Consider the following 23,639-nt stretch of genomic DNA (forward strand, 5'->3'; position numbering starts at 1 on the left):
GCGAGCGTAGCAAGCCGCGGGGCGGCACGCTCACGCGCGTGCGGCGACGCCCCTGTCGCTCACTCGTAGCGCGGAAAGCGTGCGGCGATCGCGTCGCCGGTGAAGTTCGCCACCCAGCCCGCCGGGTTGGTGAACAGGCGGATGGCGACGAAGTACGGTTGCGGGCCCATGTCGAACCAGTGGCGCGTGCCGTCGGGCACGCCGATCAGGTCGCCCTGGGTGCACAGTACTTCGTAGACCTTGTCGCCGAGGTGCAGGCTGAACAGCCCGGAGCCGGCGACGAAGAAGCGCACCTCGTCCTCGGCGTGGGTGTGCTCGTCGAGGAACTTGCGGCGCAGGGCGTCCTTGTCGGGGTGGTCGGCGGTCAGGCTGACCACGTCGACGGAGCGGTAGCCTTCCTCGCGCATCAGTCGGTCGATGTCGCCGCGGTAGGCGGCGATCACCGTGTCCGGGCTGGCGCCGGGAACGACCGGCCGCGCCGTTTCCCAGCGCTCGAAGCGGATGCCGGCGGCGCCGAGCGCGCGGACGATCTCGGCGTGGGACTCGATGGTGCGCAGCGGCGTGCTGCCGTCGGTCTCGTCGAAAATGCGCAGGCGGCTCATGCGGACAGCCTCCGGAGGTCGAGCTCGCAGGCGAGCAGGAATTCGAGCGCTTCGAGGTGCCGGCGCGTCTCGGCCATGTCGCGGCCCCAGGTGTAGATGCCGTGGCCCTCGATCAGGTAGGCGTACAGCGGCCTGCCGGCATCCAGCCAGGCGTCGACGCGCGCGGTCAGCTCGGGCATGTGCTGGGTGTTGGGGAACACCGGCAGCTCCAGCACGCTCTCGTGGGTGGTGTAGCCGGTGATCGCCTTCTGCAGCTCCCAGCCCTGCAGGCGCACCACGCCGGCCGCGGCGTACAGTCGCGAGGCGACGGTCTGCGTGCGCGAGTGCGTGTGCAGCACCGCGCCGGCCTCGGCGAAGCGGCGGTAGATCTGCGTGTGCAGCGCGGTCTCGGCCGAGGGGCGGGCGTCGGTGCCGACCGCCTTGCCGTCGAGATCGACCACCATCACGTCGTCCTCGCCGAGCCGGCCCTTGTCGCGGCCCGAGATGGTGATCGCGACGTGGCCGGCGTCGATGCGTTCGGAAAAATTGCTGCTGGTGGCCGGCGTCCAGCCCTGGGCGGCCAGTGCGCGGCCGGCGTCGGCGATGCTGCGTGCGCAGGCGGCGAGTCGGGTCCGGTCGTAGCCGGCGGGAACGGTCATCGGCATCGTGTGCGGACGGCCAGACGTGAAGCGGCACTATAGCACGCGCATGCATGCCGCCCGCCGCGGCTGACGCAGGTCATGCAGCGTTCGGCTGCGGGGCGTAGGATAGACGGCCGGTGCATCTCCGCGGCCGTGCCGCGTCCACATTCAACGACGGAGGTTCTACCCATGTCGAACGACCAGAACAGCGCGTCCCGCCGCCGCTTCCTCAAGGTCGCCGCAGGCACCGCCGGCGCCGCCGCGCTCGCCGCGATGCTGCCGCGCATGGTGAACGCGCAGGCGTTGCCGCACCTGTCGCCGAACGATCCGGCGGCGAAGGCGCTGGGCTATGTGGAGGACACCAGCAAGGTCGACCAGACCAAGTACGCCAACCACAAGGCGAGCGACAACTGCGCCAACTGCAAGTTCTTCCAGGGCAAGCCGGGCGAAGCCTATGCGGGCTGCCAGCTGTTCCCCGGCAAGGCGGTGAACGCGAAGGGATGGTGTTCGGCGCACGCGCCGAAGGCCTGAGCCTCGTTCTTCAACCGCGACGCAGCGAAGCCGGCCCGCGGGCCGGCTTCGGCGTTTTCGGGACGCACGTGCGCGGCGCCGGAGCGGGCGCGCGATCTGCGGAAGGGGATGCGAGCGGGCGGGCGCCCGAGATATCGCTGCTCGAGCGCGCCCAGGTCGAGGAGCTGGGTCGCCTGGACGCGCCCGAGCGGCAATCCGAGGGGTCCACTGCCAAGTTGACTAACCCGCGGACCACGGATCATAGCGCGGGTCGGCCCCGATGGGCCAATAGACGGAAGTGATGATTTATTCTCTTGTTGAGAATAAGCGATCCATCAATGACTTGCTGCAAAGGACTCGTCCCATGTCGAGCATGGCGCGTCCATACGTATGCGTACGTTGCCGTCGGCCTCAGGACGCCGCACGTTCCGCCCGCAGTCGGCTGTGGCGGAAGCCGTAGCCGAAATACAGCGCGAAGCCGAGCACCGTCCACACGACCATCAGCGTCCAGTTGTACCAGCTCATCGTGGTGAGCAGGACGATGCAGCTGGCGATGCCGGCGGTGCAGATCACCGGCGCCCACGGCACGCGGAAGGTGCGCGGCAGCTCGGGCGCCGTGCGGCGCAGCAGCAGCACGCCGCCGCACACCGCGCAGAACGCCACCAGGGTGCCCATCGACACCAGGTCGCCCAGCACGTTCAGCGGGAACACCGCGGCGAGCAGGGCGATGCCGATGCCGGTGATCACGGTGTTGATGTGCGGCGTGCGGTGCTTCGGGTGGATGCGGGTGAACACTTCCGGCAGCAGGCCGTCGCGGCCCATGATCATGAAGATGCGCGGCTGCGCGATGATCATCACCAGCACCACCGAGGACAGGCCGATCAGCGCGCCCACCTCGACCAGCCAGCGCAGCCAGGCGAGCTGCGGGTGCGCGCGCACGGCGGTCACCACCGGCTCGTCGGTGCCGAGCCGGGCGTAGGGCAGCAGGCCGGTCAGCACCGCCGCCATGGCGATGTACAGCACCGTGCAGATCGCCAGCGAGGCCAGCGTGCCGAACGGCATGTCGCGCTGCGGGTTCTTGCATTCCTGGGCGGCGGTCGAGGTGGCCTCGAAGCCGATGTAGGCGAAGAACACCATCGCCGCGCCGCGCAGGATGCCCGGCCAGCCGTACTTGTCCGGACCTTGCTGCTCGGGGATGAACGGATGCCAGTTGGCCGGGTCGACGTAGCGCGCGCCGACCACGATGACGATCAGGATCAGGCTGACCTTGAGGATCACCATCGCCATGTTGGCGCCCGCCGACTCGCGGATGCCGACGTAGCACACCCAGGTGAGCGCCATGGTGATCGCCACCGCCGGCAGGTTGAACAGGGCGCCGGTGACGACCAGGTGGCCGTCGACGTAGTCGAGCGGCGCGTTGGTCAGCGCCGCCGGCAGGTGGATGCCGAAGTGGTCGAGCAGGCTGAGGAAGTAGCCGGTCCAGCTCACGGCGACCGCCGAGGCGGAGACGCCATACTCGAGCACCAGGTTCCAGCCGATGAACCATGCCGCCAGCTCGCCGAGCGTGGCGTAGGCGTAGGAGTAGGCGCTGCCCGACACCGGGATCAGCGTGGCGAATTCCGCGTAGCAGAGCGCGGTGAAGCCGCTGCAGATCGCGGCGAGGATGAAGGAGACGACGATGGCGGGGCCGGCGTGGTCGGCGGCCGCCTGGCCGGTGATCACGAAGATGCCGCCGCCGATCACCGCGCCGATGCCGAGCGCGGTCAGACCCCACGGGCCGAGCGTGCGGCGCAGCGCCGGCTGGCCGGCCTCATAGGCCTCGGCCTGGGGATGCTTCTTGGCAAGCAGTTGGGAGAGCATGGTCGATCCGGTGGACGGCGGCGATGCCCGCCGCGCGGCGATACGAAAAAGGCCGACGGGTCGCCCCGTCGGCCAGGCCGATCAGCGGCGCAGCTTGCTGCGCGGATAGCCGTAGAGGAAGTAGATCAGCAGGCCGAGGATGATCCACGCGCCCATCCACTTCCAGTTGTCCACGAACGAGCGGCCGAACAGGTAGAGGCAGGCGATCGCGCCCGCCGGGCAGATCAGCCACACCGCGGGCACGCGGAACGGGCGGGCGAGGTCGGGGCGCGTGCGGCGCAGCACCAGCACGCCGACGCAGACGGTGGCGAACGCGAGCAGGGTGCCCATCGACACCAGGTCGCCCAGCACGCCGATCGGCAGCAGGCCGGCCAGCACGGCGGCGACGATGCCGACGATCACCGTGCCGACGTAAGGCGTCTGGAACTTCGGATGGATCTTGCCGAACGCGGCGGGCAACAGGCCGTCGTTCGCCATCGTGTAGAAGATGCGCGGCTGGCCCATCAGCATCACCAGGATCACCGAGGTCAGGCCGGCGATCGCGCCGATGCCGACCACGTCCTTCAGCCAGCGCAGGCTGGGGTAGGCGTCGAGGGCGGTGGTGACCGGGTGCGCGGTGTTGAGCTTGAGGTAAGGCAGCATGCCGGTAAGCACGGCCGACACCACGATGTAGAGCAGGGTGCAGATGAACAGCGAGCCGAGCAGGCCGATCGGCATGTCGCGCTGCGGGTTCTTGCACTCCTGCGCCGCGGTGGAAACCGCGTCGAAGCCGATGTAGGCGAAGAACACCACCGAGGCGCCGCGGATCACGCCGTCCCAGCCGAAGTGGCCGTCGCCCTGCGCCGGCGGGACGAAGGGATGCCAGTTGACGGGATCGACGTAGCGCAGGCTGAAGCCGACGAACATCAGGATCACCACCAGCTTGATCGCCACCACGATCGAGTTGACGAAAGCGGACTGGGTGATGCCGACGTAGCAGAGGATGCTGATCGCGCCGATGACCAGCACCGCCGGCAGGTTGATGATCGCGCCGGTGAACTGGAACGAGCCGTCGACCAGGGCCAGCGGCGCCGAAGCCAGTACCGAGGGCAGCCCCAGGCCGAAGTCGCTGAGCACGCTGTTGAGATAGCCGGACCAGCCGACCGCCACGGTGGATGCGGCGAACAGGTACTCCAGCACCAGCATCCAGCCGATGAACCAGGCGACGAATTCGCCCAGCGTCGCATAGGAATAGGAATAGGCGCTGCCCGACACCGGCAGCATCGAGGCGAATTCGGCGTAGCACAGGCCGGCGAAGGCGCAGGCGAAGCCGGCGATCACGAAGCTGAGCACGACCGCCGGACCCGCATGCACCGCCGCGGCCTGGCCGGTCAGCACGAAAATGCCGGCGCCGATCACCGCGCCGATGCCGAGCAGCACGAGGTGCCGCGCGGTCAGCGCCCGGCGCAGGGTGACGCCGTTGGCGACCGCCTCGGCATCGGCCTGGGCGACCGTCTGCACCGGCTTGGTGACGAACAAATCTCGAAACATGAACTCCCCTCCGAGCAAATCGGCATGGATGCGCGGGCGCTCTTGTGGAAAATGGCGCAGACGTCGCAAGGCGACCATGCCGCGGCATGGCGCGGCGTACCTTGCCAAATGCGCGGTGTATGCACAAGCGCGCATGGTCATGGCCGGGCGCCGGGCGGAGGGCGCTTGCGCCCGCGGGACGGCTGCGGCACTCTGCGCGGCTGTCCGCGGCAAGGATCGACCATGGCGCCCCCGTCCCTGCTGGCCGAACTGGAAGCCTACGCCCGACGCTGGCCGCTGGAGGGCGCGCCGCCGCGGTTTCTCGAGTTCGCGCGCCGGCAGCCGCGCTGCTTCGAGCGTTCCACCCGCGAGGGCCACTTCACCGGCTCGGCATGGCTGGTCAGCGCGGACGGCGAACGTGTCCTGCTGACCCACCACCGCAAGCTGGACCGCTGGCTGCAACTGGGCGGCCATGCCGACGGCGACGCGGACCTCGGCCGTGTGGCGCTGCGCGAGGCGGAGGAGGAATCGGGGCTCGGCGCGCTGGCGCTCGAACCCGGCATTTTCGATCTCGACCGCCACCGCATCCCGGCGCGCGGCGCGGAACCCGAGCACTGGCACTACGACGTGCGCTACGTGGTGCGCGCCGGCGAGGACGAGCGTTTCGTGGTCGGTGCCGAATCGCACGCGCTGGCCTGGCGGCGGATCGCGGACGTCGCCGCCGACGCGCAGGCCGACGATTCGCTGCGGCGCATGGCGCGGAAGTGGCTGGCGCGGGGCGGGTAGGAATCCTGCGGGCGCGCGCTGCGCAAGGGCGGATCCCGCACCCAGGCGTCCCCGCGGCGCCGCCCGCTCGGCATCCTGCCTCGCCCGAGCCTGAGGCATGCGATGCCATTCATGGCATCGCATAAGCACCTCAGGCTCGACCCGCGAATTCTCCCGTCGCGGTGCTGACCAGCACGCGGTCGCCGCTGGCGATGTAGTCGGGCACCAGGATCTCGAGGCCGGTTTCGAGGCGCGCCGGCTTCGGCCGCTTGGTGGCGGTGGCGCCCTTCAATTCCGGCGCGGTGTCGATCACGGTCAGCGCCACCGACGGCGGCAATTGCAGCGCTACCGGCTGCTCGTCGATCAACTGCACGTAGCAGCCTTCCAGGCCGTCGGCGATGTAGCCGGCGGCGTCGCCGACCAGTTCCGGGCCGAGCACGTACTGCGTGTAGTCCTCGGCGTCCATGAACACGAAGGCGTCGCCGTCCTTGTACGAAAACGTCGACTGGCGGCGGGTCAGGTCGACTTCCTTCAGCTCGTCCTCGGCGCGCAGGCTGAGATCGTACTTCTGCCCGCCGGGGATGGCGTACAGCGCGAAGCGGAAGGTGACGTTGCCGCCGCGCGCCGTCGGCGCGCTGCGCTCGACTTCGCGCACCTGGTAGATCTTGCCTTCGTGCTCGACGACGAAGCCGCGTTTGATTTCGGAGGCTTTCATGGATTGCCTGGTGGAGGTTGCGGGGCGGGTGCGGGGAGAGGAAGTGAGAAGTGGGAACGCGACCGCTCGCCGCGCTCTTTCTACCTACTTCCTACTCCCTACTCCCTACTCCCATTTTTTCCGACGCCCATCATTTCGGCTGCATCCTGATCGCGCCGTCGATGCGGATCACGCCGCCGTTGAGGTAGCGGTTCTGCAGGATGAAGGCGACGGTGTCGGCGAATTCTTCCGGCTTGCCGAGGCGCGAGGGGTAGGGCACCTGCGCGCACAGCGACTGGTAGACCTGTTCGGGCATGCCGTCGACCATCGGCGTGTGGAACACGCCCGGCGCGACGGTCATCACGCGCACGCCGATGCGGGCGAACTCGCGCGCCATCGGCAGCGTCATGCCGACCACGCCGCCCTTCGACGCCGAGTAGGCGGCCTGGCCGATCTGGCCTTCGAAGGCGGCGATCGAGGCGGTGTTGACGATCACGCCACGCTCGCCGTCCTCCCCCGGCGCGTTGTGCTGCATCAGCGCGGCGGCGGCCTTGGCCACGTTGAAGCTGCCGACCAGGTTGACCATCACCGTGCCGGCGAAGGTCTTCAGCGGCATCGGCCCTTCCTTGCCCAGCACGCGGCCGGCGCCGAGGATGCCGGCGCAGTTGATCGCGGCGTTCAGGCCGCCCATCGCCCGCTGCGCCTCGAGCACGGTCGCGGCGATGCCGTCCTCGGAAGTGACGTCGGCGCGGAAGAAGCGCGCGTGGGCGCCGAGTTCGGCGGCCGCGGCCTGGCCCTTTTCGTCGTTGACGTCGAGCAGCGCCACTTGCGCGCCGTGGCCGACCAGCCGCTTCGCCACCGCGAAGCCGAGACCGGACGCGCCGCCGGTGACGACGGCCTTGATCTGATCGAGCTGCATGGGATCCTCCGCGAATGCGCCAGCCGGCCATTCTAGCCGAAGCGCCGGCGCGCGGCCGCGCGGATGCCGTCACGGCGTGCGCACGTCGGTCGCGGCGGCCTCGCCGCCCGGCGTGGCGGCCGCCGCGCGCGGGCGGCGACCCGCACGGCGCAGCAGGCGGCCGAGGATCTCCCGGGCCACCGACAGCCCGGGACGCGGATCGTCCAGCCGGAATACGTGGTAGTGCGCGCGCAGCCACTGCGCGAGGATGCGGTGCAACGGGCCGCGCACGGCGCGCGGCTGCGAGCGGACGGTGATGATGTCGCCGGGCAGGTTGACGCAGCCTTCGCCCGCCGGATAGTCGCGCGGCGACGGTTGCACCGGCAGGCCGAGCGCATCCTGCCAGGCCATGCGGCAGACGTTGACGCCGCAGCGCGCGGCGAATTCGACGTACCACCACGCGCGCGTGTTGACCTCGAGGATGCGGAAGGTGCCGTCGCGCGCATCGCGCTTGAATTCCGCGCTGAAGATGCCGCGGTAGTCCAGCCCCGCCAGCAGCCGCTCCAGGCTTTCGACGGCGTTGCCGACTTCCTTCAACGGCACGCTGCGGCAGTACGAGCTGTTGCCGAAATCCGGCGGGAAGATGCGCCAGCGGCGGCGCGCGAACAGGCCGGTCAGCGTGCCGTTGCGGTCGCGGAAGCCGTCGACGAAGTAGTGCCGGGTGGCGTCGCCCGGCACGTACTCCTGCGCCAGCACCTCCAGGCCATGCGCTTCCAGCCGGTGCCAGATCGCCTCCATCTCGATGCGGTTGCGCGCCCACAGGCCCTTGGCGCCGGTGGCGCGCAGGAACAGTTGCGAGTTGGTCGGCTTGAGGAAGACGCGGTCGAGCTCGCCGAACGGAATCGTGTCGATGTCGGCCGCGCGGCGGATCGGGAAAGTGCGCGGATGCGGGATGCCGCTCGCCGCGAGGTGCTCGCCGAAGCGCGCCTTGTCCTGCAGGATCTCCAGCGTGCGCGTGGAACTGCCGCTGACGGGAAAGCGCGCGCGCAGATCGTCGGGCAGGCGCGACAGCCACAGCGCGGCGTCGTCCGCGCCGGGAATCGGCACCGCGCGTTCCAGCGGCATGCGGCGCAGCAGGTCGAGCGCGGCATCGTTGCAGACGCCGTCCCAGGCGGTCTCGCCTGGCGTCGGCCGGTACCAGCGCGAGCGCGCGGCGAGGTCGCCGGCCGGGCAGGCGACGAAGGCGGGGATGTCCGCGAGCCGCAGGCAGCGCAGCGTGCCGAGCCCGGTCTGTCCGCTGCCCACGACGATGGCGGGCACGCGGCGATCCCCCTCAGCGCCCATGGCGCTCCCCCTTGGTTCCGGACGTCCGTCTCGCGGCCACTGCAGTGTTCCACCCGCGAGGCGTCGTCCTGTCGTGCATCCTTTGCGGATGGGATGTGCCGTCCGGCGGCGATCCGGCGTCCCGGCCGTGTCACGACCGCCACCTTATGCCGCGGCGGATGCCGCTTCAACCCCGCCCGCACTCTGGCGGGGGAGCCTTGCGCCGGGCTTTCGGTCGCCGCGACCCCGATGGATGCTCAAAGCTCGCGCAGATACCAACGGTCGCAGCCGCCGTGGCCGGTGGCGCCCATCGGCGCGCAGATGCGCCGGAAACCTTCTTTCGCGTACAGCGTCTGCGCGGCCTCCATGCCGGTCAGCGTCTCCAGGTAGCAGCGCCGGTAGCCCAGTTCGCGGGCGGCGGCCAGGCAGCGCCGGATCAGCGCCTTGCCGGCGCCCCGTCCGCGCAGCTCCGGCAGGAAATACATCTTGCGCAGTTCGCAGACGTCGGCCTCGCCGCCGTCCAGCGGCGCGATGCCGCCGCCGCCGAGCACGCGGCCGTCCTGTTCGACCACGAAGTAGACGCGTCCCGGCCGCGCGTAGGCCGCGGCCATGGCGTCGACCTCGGCATCGTGGATGGCGAAGCCCGGGCCGTCGGCGCCGAATTCGGGCATCACCGTGCGGATGATGGCGGCGACGGCGGCGTCGTCGGCGGGGGTGATCGGGCGGATGGTGAAAGGCGCGGTCATGTGGGGAGGGTAAAGGTCGGAGGTTGGAGGTCGAAGGGAGAAGGGCGTAGAGGGATGGGGGCGTGCGGTGCGCGGGACTCGGATCTGCGTTCGCCCTGAGCGTAGCGAAGTCGAAGGGCGAACGGTCGTCGCCGGTCGAAGCGGCTCGTGCCGGCGCGATAGGGCGGGGCGGCTGCGTCCCGCGCCGGCTCAGCCGTTGCCGTTGTCGCCCCAGGCTTCGAGGAAGTCGGCCACGCGCGCAGCCTCGAGCGGAGGACTGAACAGGTAGCCTTGCGCGTATGGGGCGCCGAGCTGCAGCAGGAACTCGCGCTGCGCGTCGGTCTCGACGCCTTCGGCGGTCAGTTTCATGCCCAGGCTGCGCGCGATCTGCACGATCGCCTGGCAGATGTTGCTGTCGACCGGATTGACCGGGATGCCCTGCATGAAGGTGTGGCTGATCTTCAGGCCGTCGATCGGCAGGCGCCGCAGGTAGTTCAGCGAGGAATAGCCCTCGCCGAAGTCGTCGATGGTCAGGCTGACGCCCATGCGGCGCAGCGCGCTGAACATCTCCACGGTGTCGCCGGCGTCCTCGATCAGCACGCGCTCGGTCATCTCGATCTCGAGCGCGTTGCCGGGCAGGCCGCATTCGCGCAGCGCCGACTGCACCGCGTCCAGCACCGAGCCGCCCAGCAACTGGCGGAACGACACGTTGACGGCGACGTGGCGCAGGCCCAGGCCCGCGTCGCGCCAGGCGCGCAGCGCGCGGCAGGCCTCGCCGATCACCCAGGCGCCGATGCGCACGATTTCGCCGGAGTTTTCCGCGTGCTGGATGAAGTGCGAGGGCGACACTTCGCCGAGCTGCGGGCTGTTCCAGCGCAGCAGCGCTTCCATGCCGATCACGCTGCTGCGCGCCAGGTCGATCTTCGGCTGGTAGACCAGGCGGAATTCGCCGCTGTCCAGCGCGCGGCGCAGCAGCGATTCCATCAGCAGGCGGTCGCCGAGGTCGCGCGCCAGTTCGTGGTCGAACGGCTGCCAGATGTTGCGGCCGCGGCGCTTGGCTTCCAGCATCGCCGCCTCGGCGTGGTTGACCAGCTGCTGCACGCTGTCGCCGTCGTTCGGCGCGCGCGCGATGCCGACCGAGACGGTCAGCAGGAACTCGGAGCCGCCGTGGTGGAACGGGCGGTGGAAGGTGGCGGTGATGCGCTCGGCCAGCGCCATCAGCAGCGCGAAGTCGGCGATGTCGCGCACCAGCAGCAGGAACTCGTCGCCGCCGAAGCGCGCCACCGTGGCCTGCGTGCCGGCCGCGCAGCGCAGCAGGCGTTCCGCCGCCTCCAGCAGCACGTGGTCGCCCTCGACGTGGCCGAGCACGTCGTTGACCAGCTTGAAGCGGTCGATGTCGACGTACAGCACCGCCGGGCCGGCGCCGTCGCCGCTTTCCGCCAGCATGCGGCCGAGCTGCGCCAGCGCGGCCTCGCGGTTGGGCAGGCCGGTGACGCGGTCGGTGGAGGCCTGGCGCTTCAACTGATCCTCGACCAGCTTGCGCTCGGTGATGTCCTGCACGGTGCCGGCGACGCCGTAGATGCGCCCGTGCCGCACCAGCGGCTGGCCCATCACGCGCACCCAGCGGCTGCGGCCGATCGCGGTGGTCATGCGCAGCTCGAGATCGAACGGCCGCGCCGCCGTGCGCGCCTCCTGCAGCGCGCGGCGCAGCTGCCTGCGTTCCTCCTCGTCGTAGAAGGCCAGCGCGCGCGCCTCGTTGACCGCGCTGCCGGTCGGCAGGTCGTGGATGCGGTACATCTCCTCGGTCCAGAACAGCGTGCCGCGCAGGTCGTCCAGCTCCCAGCCGCCGATGCCGGCCAGGCGCTGGGTCTTGTCGAACAGGTCGGCCTGGCGCTTCAGCGCGGTGACGTCGCTGAAGGTGGTGATCACCTGGAACGGCCGCGCCTGTCCGGCCTCGAACTGCGGCACCGCGGTGGCGGACAGCCAGCGGTAGAGGTGCAGGTGCGGCAGATACACGCCGAGCAACGAGCTCTCGACGTTGCGGCCGAGCTTGATGGCGCGGAAGCCGGGCAGATGGCCGAGATCGACGGCGTCGCCGTGCTCGTCGACGAAGCGCCAGTCGCGCAGGTCGTCGCGGCGCAGCGCCAGCACCTCCGCCTCGCTCATGCCGAGGATGCGGCAGGCGGCGGGGTTGGCGGAGACGATGCTGCCGTTCGCGTCCTGCACCAGCACGCCCTTGTCCATCGCCTGCAGCAGCAGGCGGTAGCGCGCCTCCGAGGTGCGCAGCTCGGCATCGATGTTGCGGCGGCCGCTGAGATCGCGGGCGACGGCGACGATGCGCCGCTTGCCGCCGTCGAGGAACGCGCTGGAATGCACCTCGACCGGGAAGATGTCGCCGTTGCGGCGGCGGTTGGTCGTCTCTTCGGTGACGGTGCGGCCCAGCTCGAAGGTTTCGAGCAGACGGCGCATGTGGTCGTGCGGCAGGCTCGGGTTGAGATCGTGCACGCGCATGTGCAGCAATTCCTCGAGCGTGTAGCCGTAGCTGCGGCAGGCGGCGGCGTTGGCGTCGAGGATGCGGCCTTCCTCGTCGTGCAGGGTGACGGCGTCGGGGACGGCGTCGAGCAGGATGCGGAAGCGGGCCGTGCTGGCGTCGGCGTCGGCGGCGAGGCGGCGGACGTTCTCGATCACCCGATCCAGGTTGCGGCGCTGCGGCGGATCGACGGCGTGGTTGCGCAGCGCCTCCAGCGCGGCAAGCATGCCGGAAGCGAGCCGCAGCGGCGGTTCGCGCATCGTCGCATCTGCGGCGGCGACGTTCGGGTTGGGGGATCGCGACTCGTGTCGCATGCCATCCCTCGAAAGCGCGGAGCGGCCGGCGGTGCGCCTAGGATACACGCGGCTGCGCGGATCGGGATGTCGATCGGGTCAAGGATGGCGCGGCTCAGGGCCGGCGGTAGATGACGCCGCCCTTCATCACGAACGCGGCGCGGCCGGCCGCGGCGATGTCCTGCAGCGGATCGCCGCGCACGGCGACCAGGTCGGCGTCCAGCCCCGGCGCGATGCGCCCCAGCGTGTCCTGCCGGCGCAGGATGCGCGCAGCGACGCTGGTGGCGGCGCGCAGCGCCTGCGCCGGCGACATGCCGAGGCGCACCATCCAGGCCAGCTCGCGCGCGTTGTCGCCGTGCGGGAACACGCCGACGTCGCTGCCGCAGCCGATGGTCACGCCGGCGTCCAGCGCGCGGCGGAACGCCTGCGCGGCCTCCTGCATGCGCGGCGTCGGCGCGGAGCGGCCGGGCACGTAGTGTTCGAAATACTGCGCGTAGGCCTCGACCGCGGTCAGCGTCGGCTGGTAGGCGATGCCGCGCTCGCGCATCAGCTTGAAGGTCGCCGCGCTGCCGCCGTAGCCGTGCTCGATGCTGTCGACGCCGGCCTCGATGGCGAGGCGCATGCCGGCGTCGCTTTGCGCGTGCGCGGCGACCGGGCGGCCGGCGGTGTGCGCCGCGTCCACCAGCGCCTTCAGCTCGGCGAGGGTGAAGGTGGGCTGCGTGCTGCCGTCGGCGCCCCAGCGGTAGTCGGCGTAGACCTTGATCCAGTCGGCGCCGCGGCCGGCCTGTTCGCGCACGGCGGCGATCACCGCGTCGACGCCGCTGGCCTCTTCGGCACCGGTGGGCAGTTCGGCGTCCGGGCGGAAGCCGCGCGGGCCGGGTCCGTAGGCGGCGGTGGCGACGATCGCGCGGGTGGCGATGAACAACCGCGGGCCGGGAATCATGCCCTCGTCGATCGCGCGCTTCAGCGCCGCGTCGGCGTAGCCGGCGCCCTCGGTGCCGAGATCGCGCAGCGTGGTGAAGCCGGCCAGCAGGGTGGCGCGCGCGTGCTGCGCCGCCTCCAGCGTGCGGTAGGGCACCGGCTCCTTCAGCACCTGGTCGTTCCAGGAGGTCTCGTCGTACGGATGCAGGAACAGGTGCGAATGCAGGTCGATCAGGCCGGGCAGCAGGGTGGTGCCGGGCAGGTCGATGCGCTGCGCGTCCGCCGGCGCCGTCACGCGATCCTGCGGGCCGATCGCGGCGATGCGCCCGCCCGCGACGACGACGACCCAGCCGCGGTGCGCCCTGTCGCCGTCGCCGGTCCACACCGCGTCCGGGCGCAGCACGTAGCCGCCCGGCTCGGCGGCATGGGCGGCAGCCGCCAGCAGCGGCAGGCACAGCGCGGCGCGGCGCAGCAGGCGCAGGATCGCGTGCATGGTCGAACCTCCCCGGGTCGCGGCGTTCAGGCGGCGCCGCGCGCGCCACCTTGCTGGAAGTCTGCCGGCCCAGCGCGGCGGACAGCCACAGGCCGGTCTCGATCAGCTTGTCGAGATCGACGCCGGTGGCGATGCCCATGCCTTCCAGCATGTACACCACGTCCTCGCTGGCGACGTTGCCGGTGGCGCCGCGCGCGTACGGGCAGCCGCCGGTGCCGGACACCGCGCTGTCGACCACCGCCACGCCTTCTTCCAGGCAGGCGAGGATGTTCGCCAGCGCCTGCCCGTAGGTGTCGTGGAAATGCACGGCCAGCGCCGGCATCGGCACCTCGGCCGCGACCGCGCGCAGCATCGCGCGCGCCTTCGCCGGCGTGCCGACGCCGATGGTGTCGCCCAGCGAGATCTCGTAGCAGCCGAGCGCGTGCAGGCGCTTCGCCACGCGCACCACGTCGGCCAGCGGCACCGCGCCCTGGTAGGGGCAGCCGAGTACGGTGGAGACGTAGCCGCGCACGCGCACGCCGTCGGCGCGCGCGCGCTCCAGCACCGGCGCGAAGCGTTCGACCGACTCGTCGATCGAGGCGTTGACGTTCTTGCGGTTGAACGCCTCGCTGGCGGCGGTGAACACCGCCACCTCGGCGGCGCCGGCCGCGCGCGCGCGTTCGTAGCCCTTCTCGTTCGGCACCAGCACCGGATAGGCGACGCCGGGGCGTTTGGCGATGCCGGCGTAGACCTCGGCGGCGTCGGCGAGTTGCGGCACCCATTTCGGGCTGACGAAGCTGGTCGCCTCGATGGTGGCGAGGCCGGTGGCGGAGAGGCGGTCGATCAGCTCGATCTTGGTCGCCGTCGGCACGATGGCCTTCTCGTTCTGCAGGCCGTCGCGCGGGCCGACCTCGACGATGCGCACGCGGGCGGGTGCGGCGTTCATGCGGCGTCCTCGACGAAGCCGAGCGTCACGCGGCGGTTGCGCGCGCCCTTGTTCTCGATGCGCGTGACGCGCACCGCGCCGATCTCGCCGGTGCGGGCGACGTGGGTGCCGCCGCAGGGCTGCAGGTCGGCGCCCGCGATGTCGATCAGGCGGATGTCCGGCAGGTGCAGCGGCGGCGTCACCGCCATGGTGCGGATCAGCTCGGGCTGCGCGGCCAGCTCGGCGCCGCTGATGTGGCGCACGCGCACCGGCAGGTCGGCGGCGATGAGGCGCGCCAGCTCGGCGGTGATCGCCTCGGCGTCGAGTTCCATGCCGGCGGCGTCGAAGTCCAGCCGGCCGCTGCGGTCGCCGAGATTGCCGCCGGTGACGCCGGCCTTGATCACCGCGGACAGCAGGTGCAGGCAGGTGTGCATGCGCATGTGACGGTGGCGGCGTTCCCAGTCCAGCTCCAGCGTCACCGGCGCGCCGGGCGCGAGCCGCGGCGCGCCGGCGGCGGGCAGGTGCACGATCGCGCGCGTCTCGCGGTCGCGGCGGGTGTCGGCGATCGCGAGGCGCGTGCCGTCCTCGAGGATCAGCGCGCCGGTGTCGCCCGGCTGGCCGCCGCCCAGCGGATAGAACACGCTGGCGTCCAGCACCAGGCCGGCGTCGTCGTGGCGCACGACGCGCGCCTCGCAGCGGCGCAGGTAAGGATCCTCGTAGAAGCGTTCGACGGTCATGATCGGCGCTCGTGGTGTCGGGGGTTCGCGGCGGCGGACGGCGGGCCTCCCGCGCAGCATCGGGGCGCGGCCCGGCAAGCTCAAGCCTCGGCCAGGCGCACCAGCATCGCGTCCGCCTCGACGAATTCGCCGGGCGCGGCCTGCACGGCCTCGATGGTGCCGCCGCGCGGCGCGCGCAGGGTCAGTTCCATCTTCATCGCCTCCATCACCAGCAGTTCGTCGCCTTCCTGCACGGCCGCGCCGACCTCGGCCTTGACCAGCACGATGCGGCCGGGCATCGGCGCCAGCACGCGGTCGGCGGCGTCGGCGGCGCCGGCCTCGAAGGCGAAGGCGGGCGCGTGCGTGAAGCCGTGCCGCCGCGTGCCGTCGTGCACGGTCACGCGCGGGCCGTGGCGGCCGACGCGCCAGCGCCGGCCGACGCCGTCGAAGCGCGCGCTCAGCGTGTCGTCGGCCAGACGCGCGCCGTCGACCGCGCAGGCGTCGTCGCCGCAGGCGAGCGCGTAGCGGCCGGCGTGGCCGCGCGCGTCGACGGTGTGGCGGCCGCCGCGGCCGTCCAGCACCACCACGCGCCGGCCGGCGTGGCCGAGGCGCCAGCCGTCGGCCTGCGCCCACGGCGAGTGCGGGTCGCCGTCCCGCGCGGCATGCGCCTGCGCGGCGGCCTCCTCGTCGAGCAGGCAGACGACGGCGGCGGCGAACAGCGCGTCGCGGTCGGCCTCGCCGTCGGCGGGCAGGAATTCGTCGAGGTGGCGGTCGATGTAGCCGGTGTCGATGCGGCCTTCGGTCACCGCCGGATGGCGCACCAGCCGTTCGAGGAATTCGACGTTCGATTTCGGTCCGACCACCGCGCACCCCGCCAGCGCCTCGCGCATGCGCTGCAGCGCGAGATCGCGGTCGGCGTCGTGCACGATCAGCTTGGCGATCATCGGGTCGTAGAAGATGGTCACCGTGTCGCCCTCGATCACGCCGGCGTCGACGCGCACCTGCGCCGACGGCTGCGGCAGGCGCAGCCGCTCCAGCCGGCCGGAACCGGGCAGGAAGCCCTGCTGCGGATCCTCGGCGTACAGGCGCAGCTCGATGGCGTGGCCGCGCGCGCGGATGTCCTCCTGCGCCAGCGGCAGCGGCTCGCCGGCGGCGACGCGCAGCTGCCATTCGACCAGGTCGAGGCCGAGCGTCATCTCCGTCACCGGATGCTCGACCTGCAGGCGCGTGTTCATTTCCATGAAGTAGAAGCTGCCGTCCTGGCCGACGATGAACTCGACGGTGCCGGCGCCGACGTAGTCCACCGCCCGGGCGGCGGCCACCGCGGCCGCGCCCATCGCGGCGCGGCGCTCGGGCGTGAGGAACGGCGAGGGCGTTTCCTCCAGCACCTTCTGGTAGCGGCGCTGCGCCGAGCACTCGCGCTCGTTCAGGTGGATCACGCGCCCGTGCGCGTCGCCGAACACCTGGAACTCGATGTGGCGCGGATGCTCGACGTAGCGCTCGAGGATCACGCGCGCGTCGCCGAACGCGGACTGCGCCTCGCGCTGCGCGGAGGCCAGCGCCTCGGCGAAGGCGCACTCCTCGCGCACGATGCGCATGCCCTTGCCGCCGCCGCCGGCCGCGGCCTTGATCATCAGCGGGAAGCCGGTGCGGCGCGCCTGTTCGGCGAGGAACGCGCCGTCCTGGCCGTCGCCGTGGTAGCCCGGCACCAGCGGCACGCCGTGCTTCTCCATCAGCGCCTTGGCGGCGGCCTTCGAGCCCATCGCCTCGATGCTCTGCGGTCGCGGGCCGATGAAGACGATGCCGGCCTCGGCGCAGGCGCGCGCGAAGGCCACGTTCTCCGAGAGGAAGCCGTAGCCCGGATGGATCGCCTGCGCGCCGCCGGCGCGCGCGGCCTCGAGGATGGCCTCGATGCGCAGATAGCTGTCTTGCGGCCGCGGGCCGCCGATCGGGTAGGCGATGTCGGCCAGGCGCACGTGCTGCGCGTCGGCGTCGGCTTCGGAATACACCGCGATGGTGCGGATGCCGAGCCGGCGGCAGGTGCGGATCACGCGGCAGGCGATCTCGCCGCGGTTGGCGATCAGGATGGTTTCAAACGGCGCAGCCACTTATTCGCCTTCCCAGTAGTCGACGGATTCGCCGTGGCGGCCGACCACGCGGAACGGCTGCGGCTTGCCGTCGGGGCCGGGCCATTCGGCGAGGATGCCGTACTTGCCGGAGTCGGGGTAATCGCAGATTTCCGGGTATTGCCTGGTGCTGACGGCGAGGTACTTCAGCTCGGTCGTGCCGGTGTTGACGATCTGGTGCGCGGTTTCCGGGCCGCCGGGCGGACAGGCGACGATGTCGCCGGCGCGCAGCGGCCAGGTCCTGTCGCCGATGCGCACCTCGCCGCTGCCTTCCAGCACGAAGAACATTTCCTCGTTGACGCGGTGGTTGTGGCGCGGGAAGGCGCGCTTGCCGGGCGACACCGCGGTGATGTTGTAGCCGAGCTTCTGCGCGCCGACGCGCGGGCCGATGAAGCCCATGCGCGCGTCGTAGCGCTGCGCGGCCTCGCCCTTGGCGGCGAAGGCCGGCGGCCGCGGTTGCAGCTCGACGTCGGCGATGTTCAGCACGGGGGATGGGCTGGCGTCCACGGACAGGCTCCTTCGGCAGGGGGGCTAGCCGCGCGCCCAGCGCGGCGGTCGTTTGTCGAGGAACGCGCCGAGACCTTCCTGGCCCTCGGCGGAGACGCGCAGACGGGCGATCAGCGCGGCATTCTCCTCGTCGATGCGCTGCTGCGCCTCCGGCGTCATGCCGGCGGCGCGCAGCGCGAGCTGCTTGGCCTCGCGCTGCGCCTGCGGGCCGCCCTTGGCCAGCCAGTGCAGCGCGCGGTCGACGGCGGCGTCCAGTTCGGCGGCGGGCACGACCGCGTGCAGCAGGCCGATGCGCGCGGCTTCGGCGGCGTCGAACACCTCGCCGCCGAGGAACAGGCGGCGCGCCTGGCGCACGCCGATCGCGGCGATCACATAGGGCGAGATCACCGCCGGCACCAGACCCAGCTTGACCTCGCTCAGCGCGAACTTGGCGCTCTCGACGCCGATGGCGACGTCGCAGCAGGCGACCAGGCCGACGCCGCCGCCGTAGGCCGCGCCGTTGACGCGCGCCACCGTCGGCTTGGAGAGGAAGTTGAGCGTGCGCATCAGCGCGGCGAGGCGCAGCGAGTCGGCGCGGTTCTCCGTTTCGTCGGCGGCGGCCATGCCGCGCATCCAGTTGAGATCGGCGCCGGCGGAGAAGCTGGCGCCGGAGCCGGTCAGCACCACCGCGCGCACTGCGTCGTCCCCGTCCAGGTCGCGCAGGGCCGCGGTCAGTTCGGCGATCAGCGCGTCGTCGAAGGCGTTGTGCACCTGCGGACGCTGCAGGGTGAGGGTGGCGACGCCGCCCCGGCGGGCGAGGGCGATGCTGGCGCTTTCGGTCATGCGCGGCTCCCTGGGCAAGACGCCCATGATAACGGTTGCGCCCGCGACGCCGTCGCCGCTTGCGGGCTCAAATGAGAACGATTACTATTTGTCCGTCCCCATCGGAGGCGGTTTCATGAAGTCGCTGTTGCTCGGCATCCCGATCGCGCTGGCGGCCGTCGCCGCGCAGGCCGCGGACGTGCCCGAATACAAGCTGGTCATCAAGGACCACAAGTTCCAGCCGGTCGAGCTGAAGGTGCCGGCGGACACCAAGATCAAGCTGGTGGTGACCAACCAGGATCCCACGCCGTCGGAGTTCGAGAGCAACGAGTTCAACCGCGAGAAGATCGTGCTGCCGAACAGCACGGTGACCGTGTTCGTCGGCCCGCTCGCCAAGGGCCGCTACAAGTTCTTCGACGATTTCCACCAGGACACCGGCAACGGTGTGCTCATCGTGGAGTGATCCGCCATGCTCGGCGTCGCCCTGCTGGTCTTTCGTGAGGTGCTGGAAGCCGCGTTGATCGTCACCATCGTGGCGGCGGCGACGCGCGGCGTGACGCGGCGCGGCGCCTTCATCGGCGGCGGCATCGCGCTCGGCGTGATCGGCGCGGTGCTGGTGGCGGCGTTCGCCGGCACGATCGCCGACTTGGCCAGCGGCGTCGGCCAGGAGCTGTTCAACGCCGCGGTGCTGCTGGCCGCGGTGGCGATGATCGGCTGGCACGTGATCTGGATGTCCAGGCACGGTCGCGAGCTGGCCAGGCACATGCAGCAGGTCGGGCAATCGGTGCGCGCCGGTTCCAGTTCGCTGAGCATGCTGCTGGCCGTGGTCGCGTTGGCGGTGCTGCGCGAAGGCTCCGAGGTGGTGCTGTTCCTGTACGGCATGGCGGCGGGCGGCACGGGCGCCGCCGGCATGGGCAGCGGCCTCGCGATCGGCGTCGCCGGCGGCGTCGCCGTGGGCTTCGCGCTGTACTTCGGCCTGCTGCGCATTCCGCTGAAGCACTTCTTCAGCGCCACCAACGGGCTGCTGGTGCTGCTGGCCGCCGGTCTGGCGTCGACCGCCGCGCGTTATCTCGTGCAGGCCAACCTGCTGCCGGCCTGGGGCAACCAGTTGTGGGACAGCTCCTGGCTGCTGTCCAACGGTTCGCTGCCGGGGCAGACCCTGCACGTGCTGATCGGTTACGACGCGCAGCCCTCCGGCATGCAGCTGCTGTTCTACGTCGCCATCGCCGCGCTGCTGCTGATCGGCATGCGCCTGTTCGGCGGCGCGCCGCCGCAGCGCAGCCCGGCGGCGAACGCACCCAACCCGGCGCACTAGCAGCGGCCTCCCGCAAGCCAACCACCCAGCCCGGCCGCCGGCCGGGCCAGGCGACACGCGTGCCTCGCGCACGGCCCCGACAAAAAGGAAGAGCATCGCAATGAACGTTCGCACCCGACACGCGGCCCGGCTGGCCGCGGCCGCGCTGGCGTGCGCCGGCGCGCTGGCGCCGGGTCTGGTCGCCGCCGGCCCGGCCGAGAAGGTGTACATGCCCACGGTCAGCTATCGCGAGTGGGAGGTCGAGTTCCGCGGCGGCGCGCAGGACTGGCCCGGCCACGACGGCGACAACGCGCAGCAGTACGTCGCCGACATCGGTTACGGCATCGCGCCGCGCTGGTTCACCGAGCTGGCGGTCAGCTACGCCAAGCAGCCGGGCAGCGCCGGACGCGTCGACGAGATCGAGTGGGAGAACGTGATCCAGCTCACCGAGATCGGCGCGCACTGGATGGACGTCGGTCTGTTCGCCGAGCTGGCGCGCGACCGCGAGGAAGGCAAGAACGAGATCGAGCTCGGCCCGATGTTCCAGAAGGAATTCGGCCGCGCGCAGTTCAACCTCAACCTGCTGTTCAAGCGCGAGCTCGGCATCCGCCACGCCGAAGCGGACGAGGAAGGCGACGTCGCGGACGAGGGCGGCACCGAGTTCGAGTACGCCTGGCAGTGGAAATGGCGCGGCAACCCGCTGTTCGAGCCGGGCGTCCAGGGTTTCGGCTCGCTCGGCAGGTTCGGCAGCCTGCGCAGCGAGGAGGCCAAGCTCGGCCCGGCGTTCTTCGGTCGCGCCGCGCTGGGCAGCGGCCGCGCGCTGAAGTACGACGCCGCGTTCCTCGTCGGCGCCACCCGCGGCACCCCGGACCGCACGCTGCGCTTCCAGCTCGAGTACGAGTTCTTCTGAGCGAGCCGCCCGCGGCGACGCTGCCGCGCCTTGCGGGGCGTCGTCGCGCTTACATGCGGAACACGCCGTAGCGCGTCGGCTCGACCGGCGCGTTCAGCGAGGCCGAGATCGCCAGGCCGAGCACGCGGCGGGTGTCGGCGGGATCGATGATGCCGTCGTCCCACAGCCGCGCGCTGGCGTAGTAGGGGTGGCCCTGGCGCTCGTACTGCTCGCGGATCGGCGCCTTGAACGCCTCTTCGTCTTCCGCGCTCCAGGCCTTGCCCGCGGCCTCGAGGCCGTCGCGGCGCACCGTCGCCAGCACCGACGCCGCCTGCTCGCCGCCCATCACGCTGATGCGCGCGTTCGGCCACATCCACAGGAAGCGCGCGCCGTAGGCGCGGCCGCACATGGCGTAGTTGCCGGCGCCGAAGCTGCCGCCGATGATCACGGTGAACTTCGGCACCGAGGCGCAGGCCACCGCGGTGACCATCTTGGCGCCGTCCTTGGCGATGCCGGCGTTCTCGTACTTCCTGCCGACCATGAAGCCGGTGATGTTCTGCAGGAACACCAGCGGCACGCCGCGCTGGTTGCACAGCTCGATGAAGTGCGCGCCCTTCAGCGCCGATTCCGAGAACAGGATGCCGTTGTTGGCGACGATGCCTACCGGATAGCCGTGGATGTGCGCGAAGCCGGTGACCAGGGTCTTGCCGTAGCGCGCCTTGAACTCGTGGAACTCGGAGCCGTCGACGATGCGCGCGATCACCTCGCGGATGTCGAACGGCCGGCGCGTGTCGCGCGGCACGATGCCGTACAGTTCCTCCGCCGCGTACAGCGGTTCGCGCGGCTCGCGCAGCGCCAGCGCCACCTGCTTGCGGCGGTTCAGGCTGGCGACGATGTCGCGGGCGATCGCGAGCGCGTGCGGGTCGTTCTCGGCGTAGTGGTCGGCCACGCCGGAGACCGCGGTGTGCACGTCGGCGCCGCCCAGGGCTTCCGCGTCGACCACTTCGCCGGTCGCCGCCTTCACCAGCGGCGGGCCGCCGAGGAAGATCGTGCCCTGTTCGCGCACGATGATCGTCTCGTCGCTCATCGCCGGCACGTAGGCGCCGCCGGCGGTGCACGAGCCCATCACCACGGCGATCTGCGGGATGCCCAGTGCGGACATGCGCGCCTGGTTGTAGAAGATGCGGCCGAAGTGCTCCTTGTCCGGGAACACCTCGTCCTGCAGCGGCAGGAACGCGCCGCCGGAATCGACCAGGTAGACGCAGGGCAGGCGGTTCTCCAGCGCCACTTCCTGCGCGCGCAGGTGCTTCTTCACCGTGATCGGGAAGTAGGTGCCGCCCTTGACCGTGGCGTCGTTGGCGACCACCACCGTCTCGACGCCGTGGACGCGGCCGATGCCGGTGATGATGCCGGCCGCCGGCGCGGCGTCCTCGTACATGCCGTGCGCGGCCAGCGGCGACAGCTCGAGGAACGGCGAGCCCGGATCGAGCAGGGCGCGGATGCGCTCGCGCGGCAGCAGCTTGCCGCGCGCGGTGTGCTTCTCGCGCGCCTTGACGCCGCCGCCCTCGGCGACGCGCTCGAGCTGCCGTTGCAGGTCGTCGACCAGGCCGCGCAATTGCGCGTGGTTGGCCTGGAACTCGGGCGAGCGCGGATCGATTTGCGTGGCGAGGACGCTCATGGCAGGTCGGCGGCTGGGAATCGAGCGCCGATGATAGCGGCGGGCGCGGTCTGCGCCCAGGAAGGCGTGCCGCGCCGCCGGCCGCCGGCGTCCGCTACGGCTTCGCGTCCTTGGACAAATCGCCGGCGTCCGCGCCATGGAAGTGCCGCTTGAACGGCACCTCGCCGCCGCGCGGCTCGTCCAGCTCGCGCGCGTAGCGGTGGCCGGCGTAGACCGCGTGCGCGATCAGGCCCGGCGCCTCGGCGTCGCCGATGCAGCGCAGCGTGCGGATGCCGGCGTCGGCCCATGCCGATTCGCGCCGCAACAGCTCCTGATACAGCGCGTCCTCGGGCAGGCGCGCGGTGACGGCGACCACGGCATCGCAGGCGAGCTCGCGCCGCGTGTGCTCCCAGACATGTTCGATGGTCAGCGTCGCGCCGTCGAAGCCGGCGATGTTGTGCGAGACGATCGCCTCGATGCCGAGTTCGGCGAGGCGCTTGCGGATGTGCCGGTAGTCCAGCGTGTGCTGGCTCCACGGCGCCAGCACGTCTTCTGGCGTGACGTAGACCACCTCGCAGCCGTGCCTGCGCAGCGCCTCGGCGACTACGCTGGCGTAGTAGAAGCCGTCGTCGTCGAAGACGACCACGCGGCCCTGCGGCAGGCGGCCGTCCATCACGTCGTCGGGCGTGAACACGCGCGCCGGATCGGCGAACGCGGCGATGCCGAGGCCGTTGCTGCGGCCGAAGCCGTCGCGGCGCCAGCGGCAGCCGGTGGCCAGCACCACGTGCTCGGCGCCGAAGTCGAGCACGTCCTGCGCGGCCATCGGCGATTCGAGGTAGACCGCGACGTTGGCCAGCTTGCCGATCTGGCCGACGCGCCAGTCGCGCACGCGCGCCCATTCCGCCAGCCCCGGCAGGCGCGCCTCGCGGCTGACGCGGCCGCCCAGTTCGCGGCGCGCCTCCGCCAGCGTCACCGCGTAGCCGCGCTGGCCGAGCGCGCGCG

Annotated in this window: 21 protein-coding genes and 1 pseudogene; 5 read left to right on the plus strand and 17 right to left on the minus strand. The window is 71.4% G+C overall.

Annotated features, from left to right (window positions below):
• Positions 1–59: 59 nt before the first annotated feature.
• The gene (locus tag MBSD_RS14610; protein ID WP_062538020.1) at positions 60–602 is read right to left on the minus strand and encodes a 1,2-dihydroxy-3-keto-5-methylthiopentene dioxygenase; all 543 of its coding nucleotides are present in this window, start codon (positions 600–602) and stop codon (positions 60–62) included.
• On the minus strand, positions 599–1,246 hold the full coding sequence (locus MBSD_RS14615; protein ID WP_062538021.1) for a methylthioribulose 1-phosphate dehydratase: 648 nt from the start codon (positions 1,244–1,246) through the stop codon (positions 599–601). Before MBSD_RS14615 ends, MBSD_RS14610 begins: the two co-directional genes overlap by 4 nt.
• A 165-nt stretch (positions 1,247–1,411) precedes the next feature.
• Here MBSD_RS14615 and MBSD_RS14620 point away from each other — a divergent pair, with 165 nt between their 5' ends.
• A complete protein-coding gene (locus MBSD_RS14620) occupies positions 1,412–1,753 on the plus strand; it encodes a high-potential iron-sulfur protein (RefSeq protein WP_062538022.1) in 342 nt (113 codons plus the stop codon).
• 390 nt (positions 1,754–2,143) lie between these two features.
• On the opposite strand, the gene MBSD_RS14625 is transcribed toward MBSD_RS14620, so the two are convergent.
• Both MBSD_RS14625 and MBSD_RS14630 read right to left on the minus strand, forming a co-directional pair.
• Entirely contained in the window at positions 2,144–3,592 is a 1,449-nt protein-coding gene (locus tag MBSD_RS14625; RefSeq protein WP_062538023.1) for an amino acid permease, read from the minus strand.
• Between the two features lie 81 nt (positions 3,593–3,673).
• A complete protein-coding gene (locus tag MBSD_RS14630; protein ID WP_062538024.1) occupies positions 3,674–5,122 on the minus strand; it encodes an amino acid permease in 1,449 nt (482 codons plus the stop codon).
• A gap of 222 nt (positions 5,123–5,344) precedes the next feature.
• Between MBSD_RS14630 and MBSD_RS14635 the strand changes: the two genes are divergently transcribed.
• The gene (locus MBSD_RS14635) at positions 5,345–5,887 is read left to right on the plus strand and encodes an NUDIX hydrolase (RefSeq protein WP_062538025.1); all 543 of its coding nucleotides are present in this window, start codon (positions 5,345–5,347) and stop codon (positions 5,885–5,887) included.
• A gap of 130 nt (positions 5,888–6,017) precedes the next feature.
• Here the strand turns inward: MBSD_RS14635 and efpL are convergent, their stop codons facing one another.
• From efpL to MBSD_RS14690, 11 genes and pseudogenes are all read right to left on the minus strand, one after another.
• Complete coding sequence (gene efpL, locus MBSD_RS14640; RefSeq protein WP_062538026.1) at positions 6,018–6,581, minus strand: elongation factor P-like protein EfpL; 564 nt, start codon at positions 6,579–6,581, stop codon at positions 6,018–6,020.
• 130 nt (positions 6,582–6,711) lie between these two features.
• Complete coding sequence (locus MBSD_RS14645; protein ID WP_062538027.1) at positions 6,712–7,479, minus strand: SDR family NAD(P)-dependent oxidoreductase; 768 nt, start codon at positions 7,477–7,479, stop codon at positions 6,712–6,714.
• 69 nt (positions 7,480–7,548) lie between these two features.
• Complete coding sequence (locus MBSD_RS14650; protein WP_062538028.1) at positions 7,549–8,778, minus strand: carboxylate--amine ligase; 1,230 nt, start codon at positions 8,776–8,778, stop codon at positions 7,549–7,551.
• Between the two features lie 260 nt (positions 8,779–9,038).
• On the minus strand, positions 9,039–9,527 hold the full coding sequence (locus MBSD_RS14655; RefSeq protein WP_062538029.1) for a GNAT family N-acetyltransferase: 489 nt from the start codon (positions 9,525–9,527) through the stop codon (positions 9,039–9,041).
• 189 nt (positions 9,528–9,716) lie between these two features.
• On the minus strand, positions 9,717–12,296 hold the full coding sequence (locus tag MBSD_RS14660) for a sensor domain-containing protein (protein WP_062538030.1): 2,580 nt from the start codon (positions 12,294–12,296) through the stop codon (positions 9,717–9,719).
• Between the two features lie 148 nt (positions 12,297–12,444).
• Positions 12,445–13,743 (minus strand): metal-dependent hydrolase family protein, encoded by a 1,299-nt coding sequence (locus tag MBSD_RS14665; RefSeq protein ID WP_062538031.1) that lies wholly within the window; start codon positions 13,741–13,743, stop codon positions 12,445–12,447.
• A gap of 37 nt (positions 13,744–13,780) precedes the next feature.
• Positions 13,781–14,668, minus strand: a pseudogene (locus MBSD_RS14670) (hydroxymethylglutaryl-CoA lyase); the annotation flags it as partial.
• Positions 14,665–15,384: an alanyl-tRNA editing protein gene (locus tag MBSD_RS14675; protein ID WP_062538032.1), complete on the minus strand. Its 720-nt coding sequence runs from the start codon at positions 15,382–15,384 to the stop codon at positions 14,665–14,667. The pseudogene MBSD_RS14670 and the gene MBSD_RS14675, both read right to left, overlap by 4 nt.
• An 80-nt stretch (positions 15,385–15,464) precedes the next feature.
• Positions 15,465–17,471: an acetyl/propionyl/methylcrotonyl-CoA carboxylase subunit alpha gene (locus MBSD_RS14680; protein ID WP_062538033.1), complete on the minus strand. Its 2,007-nt coding sequence runs from the start codon at positions 17,469–17,471 to the stop codon at positions 15,465–15,467.
• Complete coding sequence (locus MBSD_RS14685; RefSeq protein ID WP_062538034.1) at positions 17,472–17,996, minus strand: cupin domain-containing protein; 525 nt, start codon at positions 17,994–17,996, stop codon at positions 17,472–17,474.
• Positions 17,997–18,020: 24 nt separating this feature from the next.
• Positions 18,021–18,818 (minus strand): enoyl-CoA hydratase/isomerase family protein, encoded by a 798-nt coding sequence (locus MBSD_RS14690; RefSeq protein WP_062538035.1) that lies wholly within the window; start codon positions 18,816–18,818, stop codon positions 18,021–18,023.
• A gap of 115 nt (positions 18,819–18,933) precedes the next feature.
• On the opposite strand from MBSD_RS14690, the gene MBSD_RS14695 reads away from it, so the two are divergent.
• The 3 genes from MBSD_RS14695 (at position 18,934) to MBSD_RS14705 (ending at position 21,001) form a co-directional block, all read left to right on the plus strand.
• Positions 18,934–19,260 (plus strand): cupredoxin domain-containing protein, encoded by a 327-nt coding sequence (locus MBSD_RS14695; protein WP_062538036.1) that lies wholly within the window; start codon positions 18,934–18,936, stop codon positions 19,258–19,260.
• A gap of 6 nt (positions 19,261–19,266) precedes the next feature.
• The gene (locus tag MBSD_RS14700) at positions 19,267–20,112 is read left to right on the plus strand and encodes an FTR1 family iron permease (protein WP_062538037.1); all 846 of its coding nucleotides are present in this window, start codon (positions 19,267–19,269) and stop codon (positions 20,110–20,112) included.
• Positions 20,113–20,212: 100 nt separating this feature from the next.
• Positions 20,213–21,001 carry a hypothetical protein gene (locus MBSD_RS14705; RefSeq protein WP_062538038.1) on the plus strand — a complete coding sequence of 263 codons (789 nt, stop codon included), beginning with the start codon at positions 20,213–20,215 and terminating at the stop codon, positions 20,999–21,001.
• A gap of 49 nt (positions 21,002–21,050) precedes the next feature.
• On the opposite strand, the gene MBSD_RS14710 is transcribed toward MBSD_RS14705, so the two are convergent.
• Positions 21,051–22,658: a carboxyl transferase domain-containing protein gene (locus MBSD_RS14710; RefSeq protein ID WP_062538039.1), complete on the minus strand. Its 1,608-nt coding sequence runs from the start codon at positions 22,656–22,658 to the stop codon at positions 21,051–21,053.
• A 94-nt stretch (positions 22,659–22,752) separates the two neighbouring features.
• The coding region (locus tag MBSD_RS15830) for an NAD(P)/FAD-dependent oxidoreductase (RefSeq protein ID WP_237071826.1) at positions 22,753–23,639 on the minus strand (887 nt) is incomplete at its 5' end.

The organism is Mizugakiibacter sediminis (assembly GCF_000953855.2).
Classification (GTDB): Bacteria; Pseudomonadota; Gammaproteobacteria; order Xanthomonadales; family Rhodanobacteraceae; genus Mizugakiibacter; species Mizugakiibacter sediminis.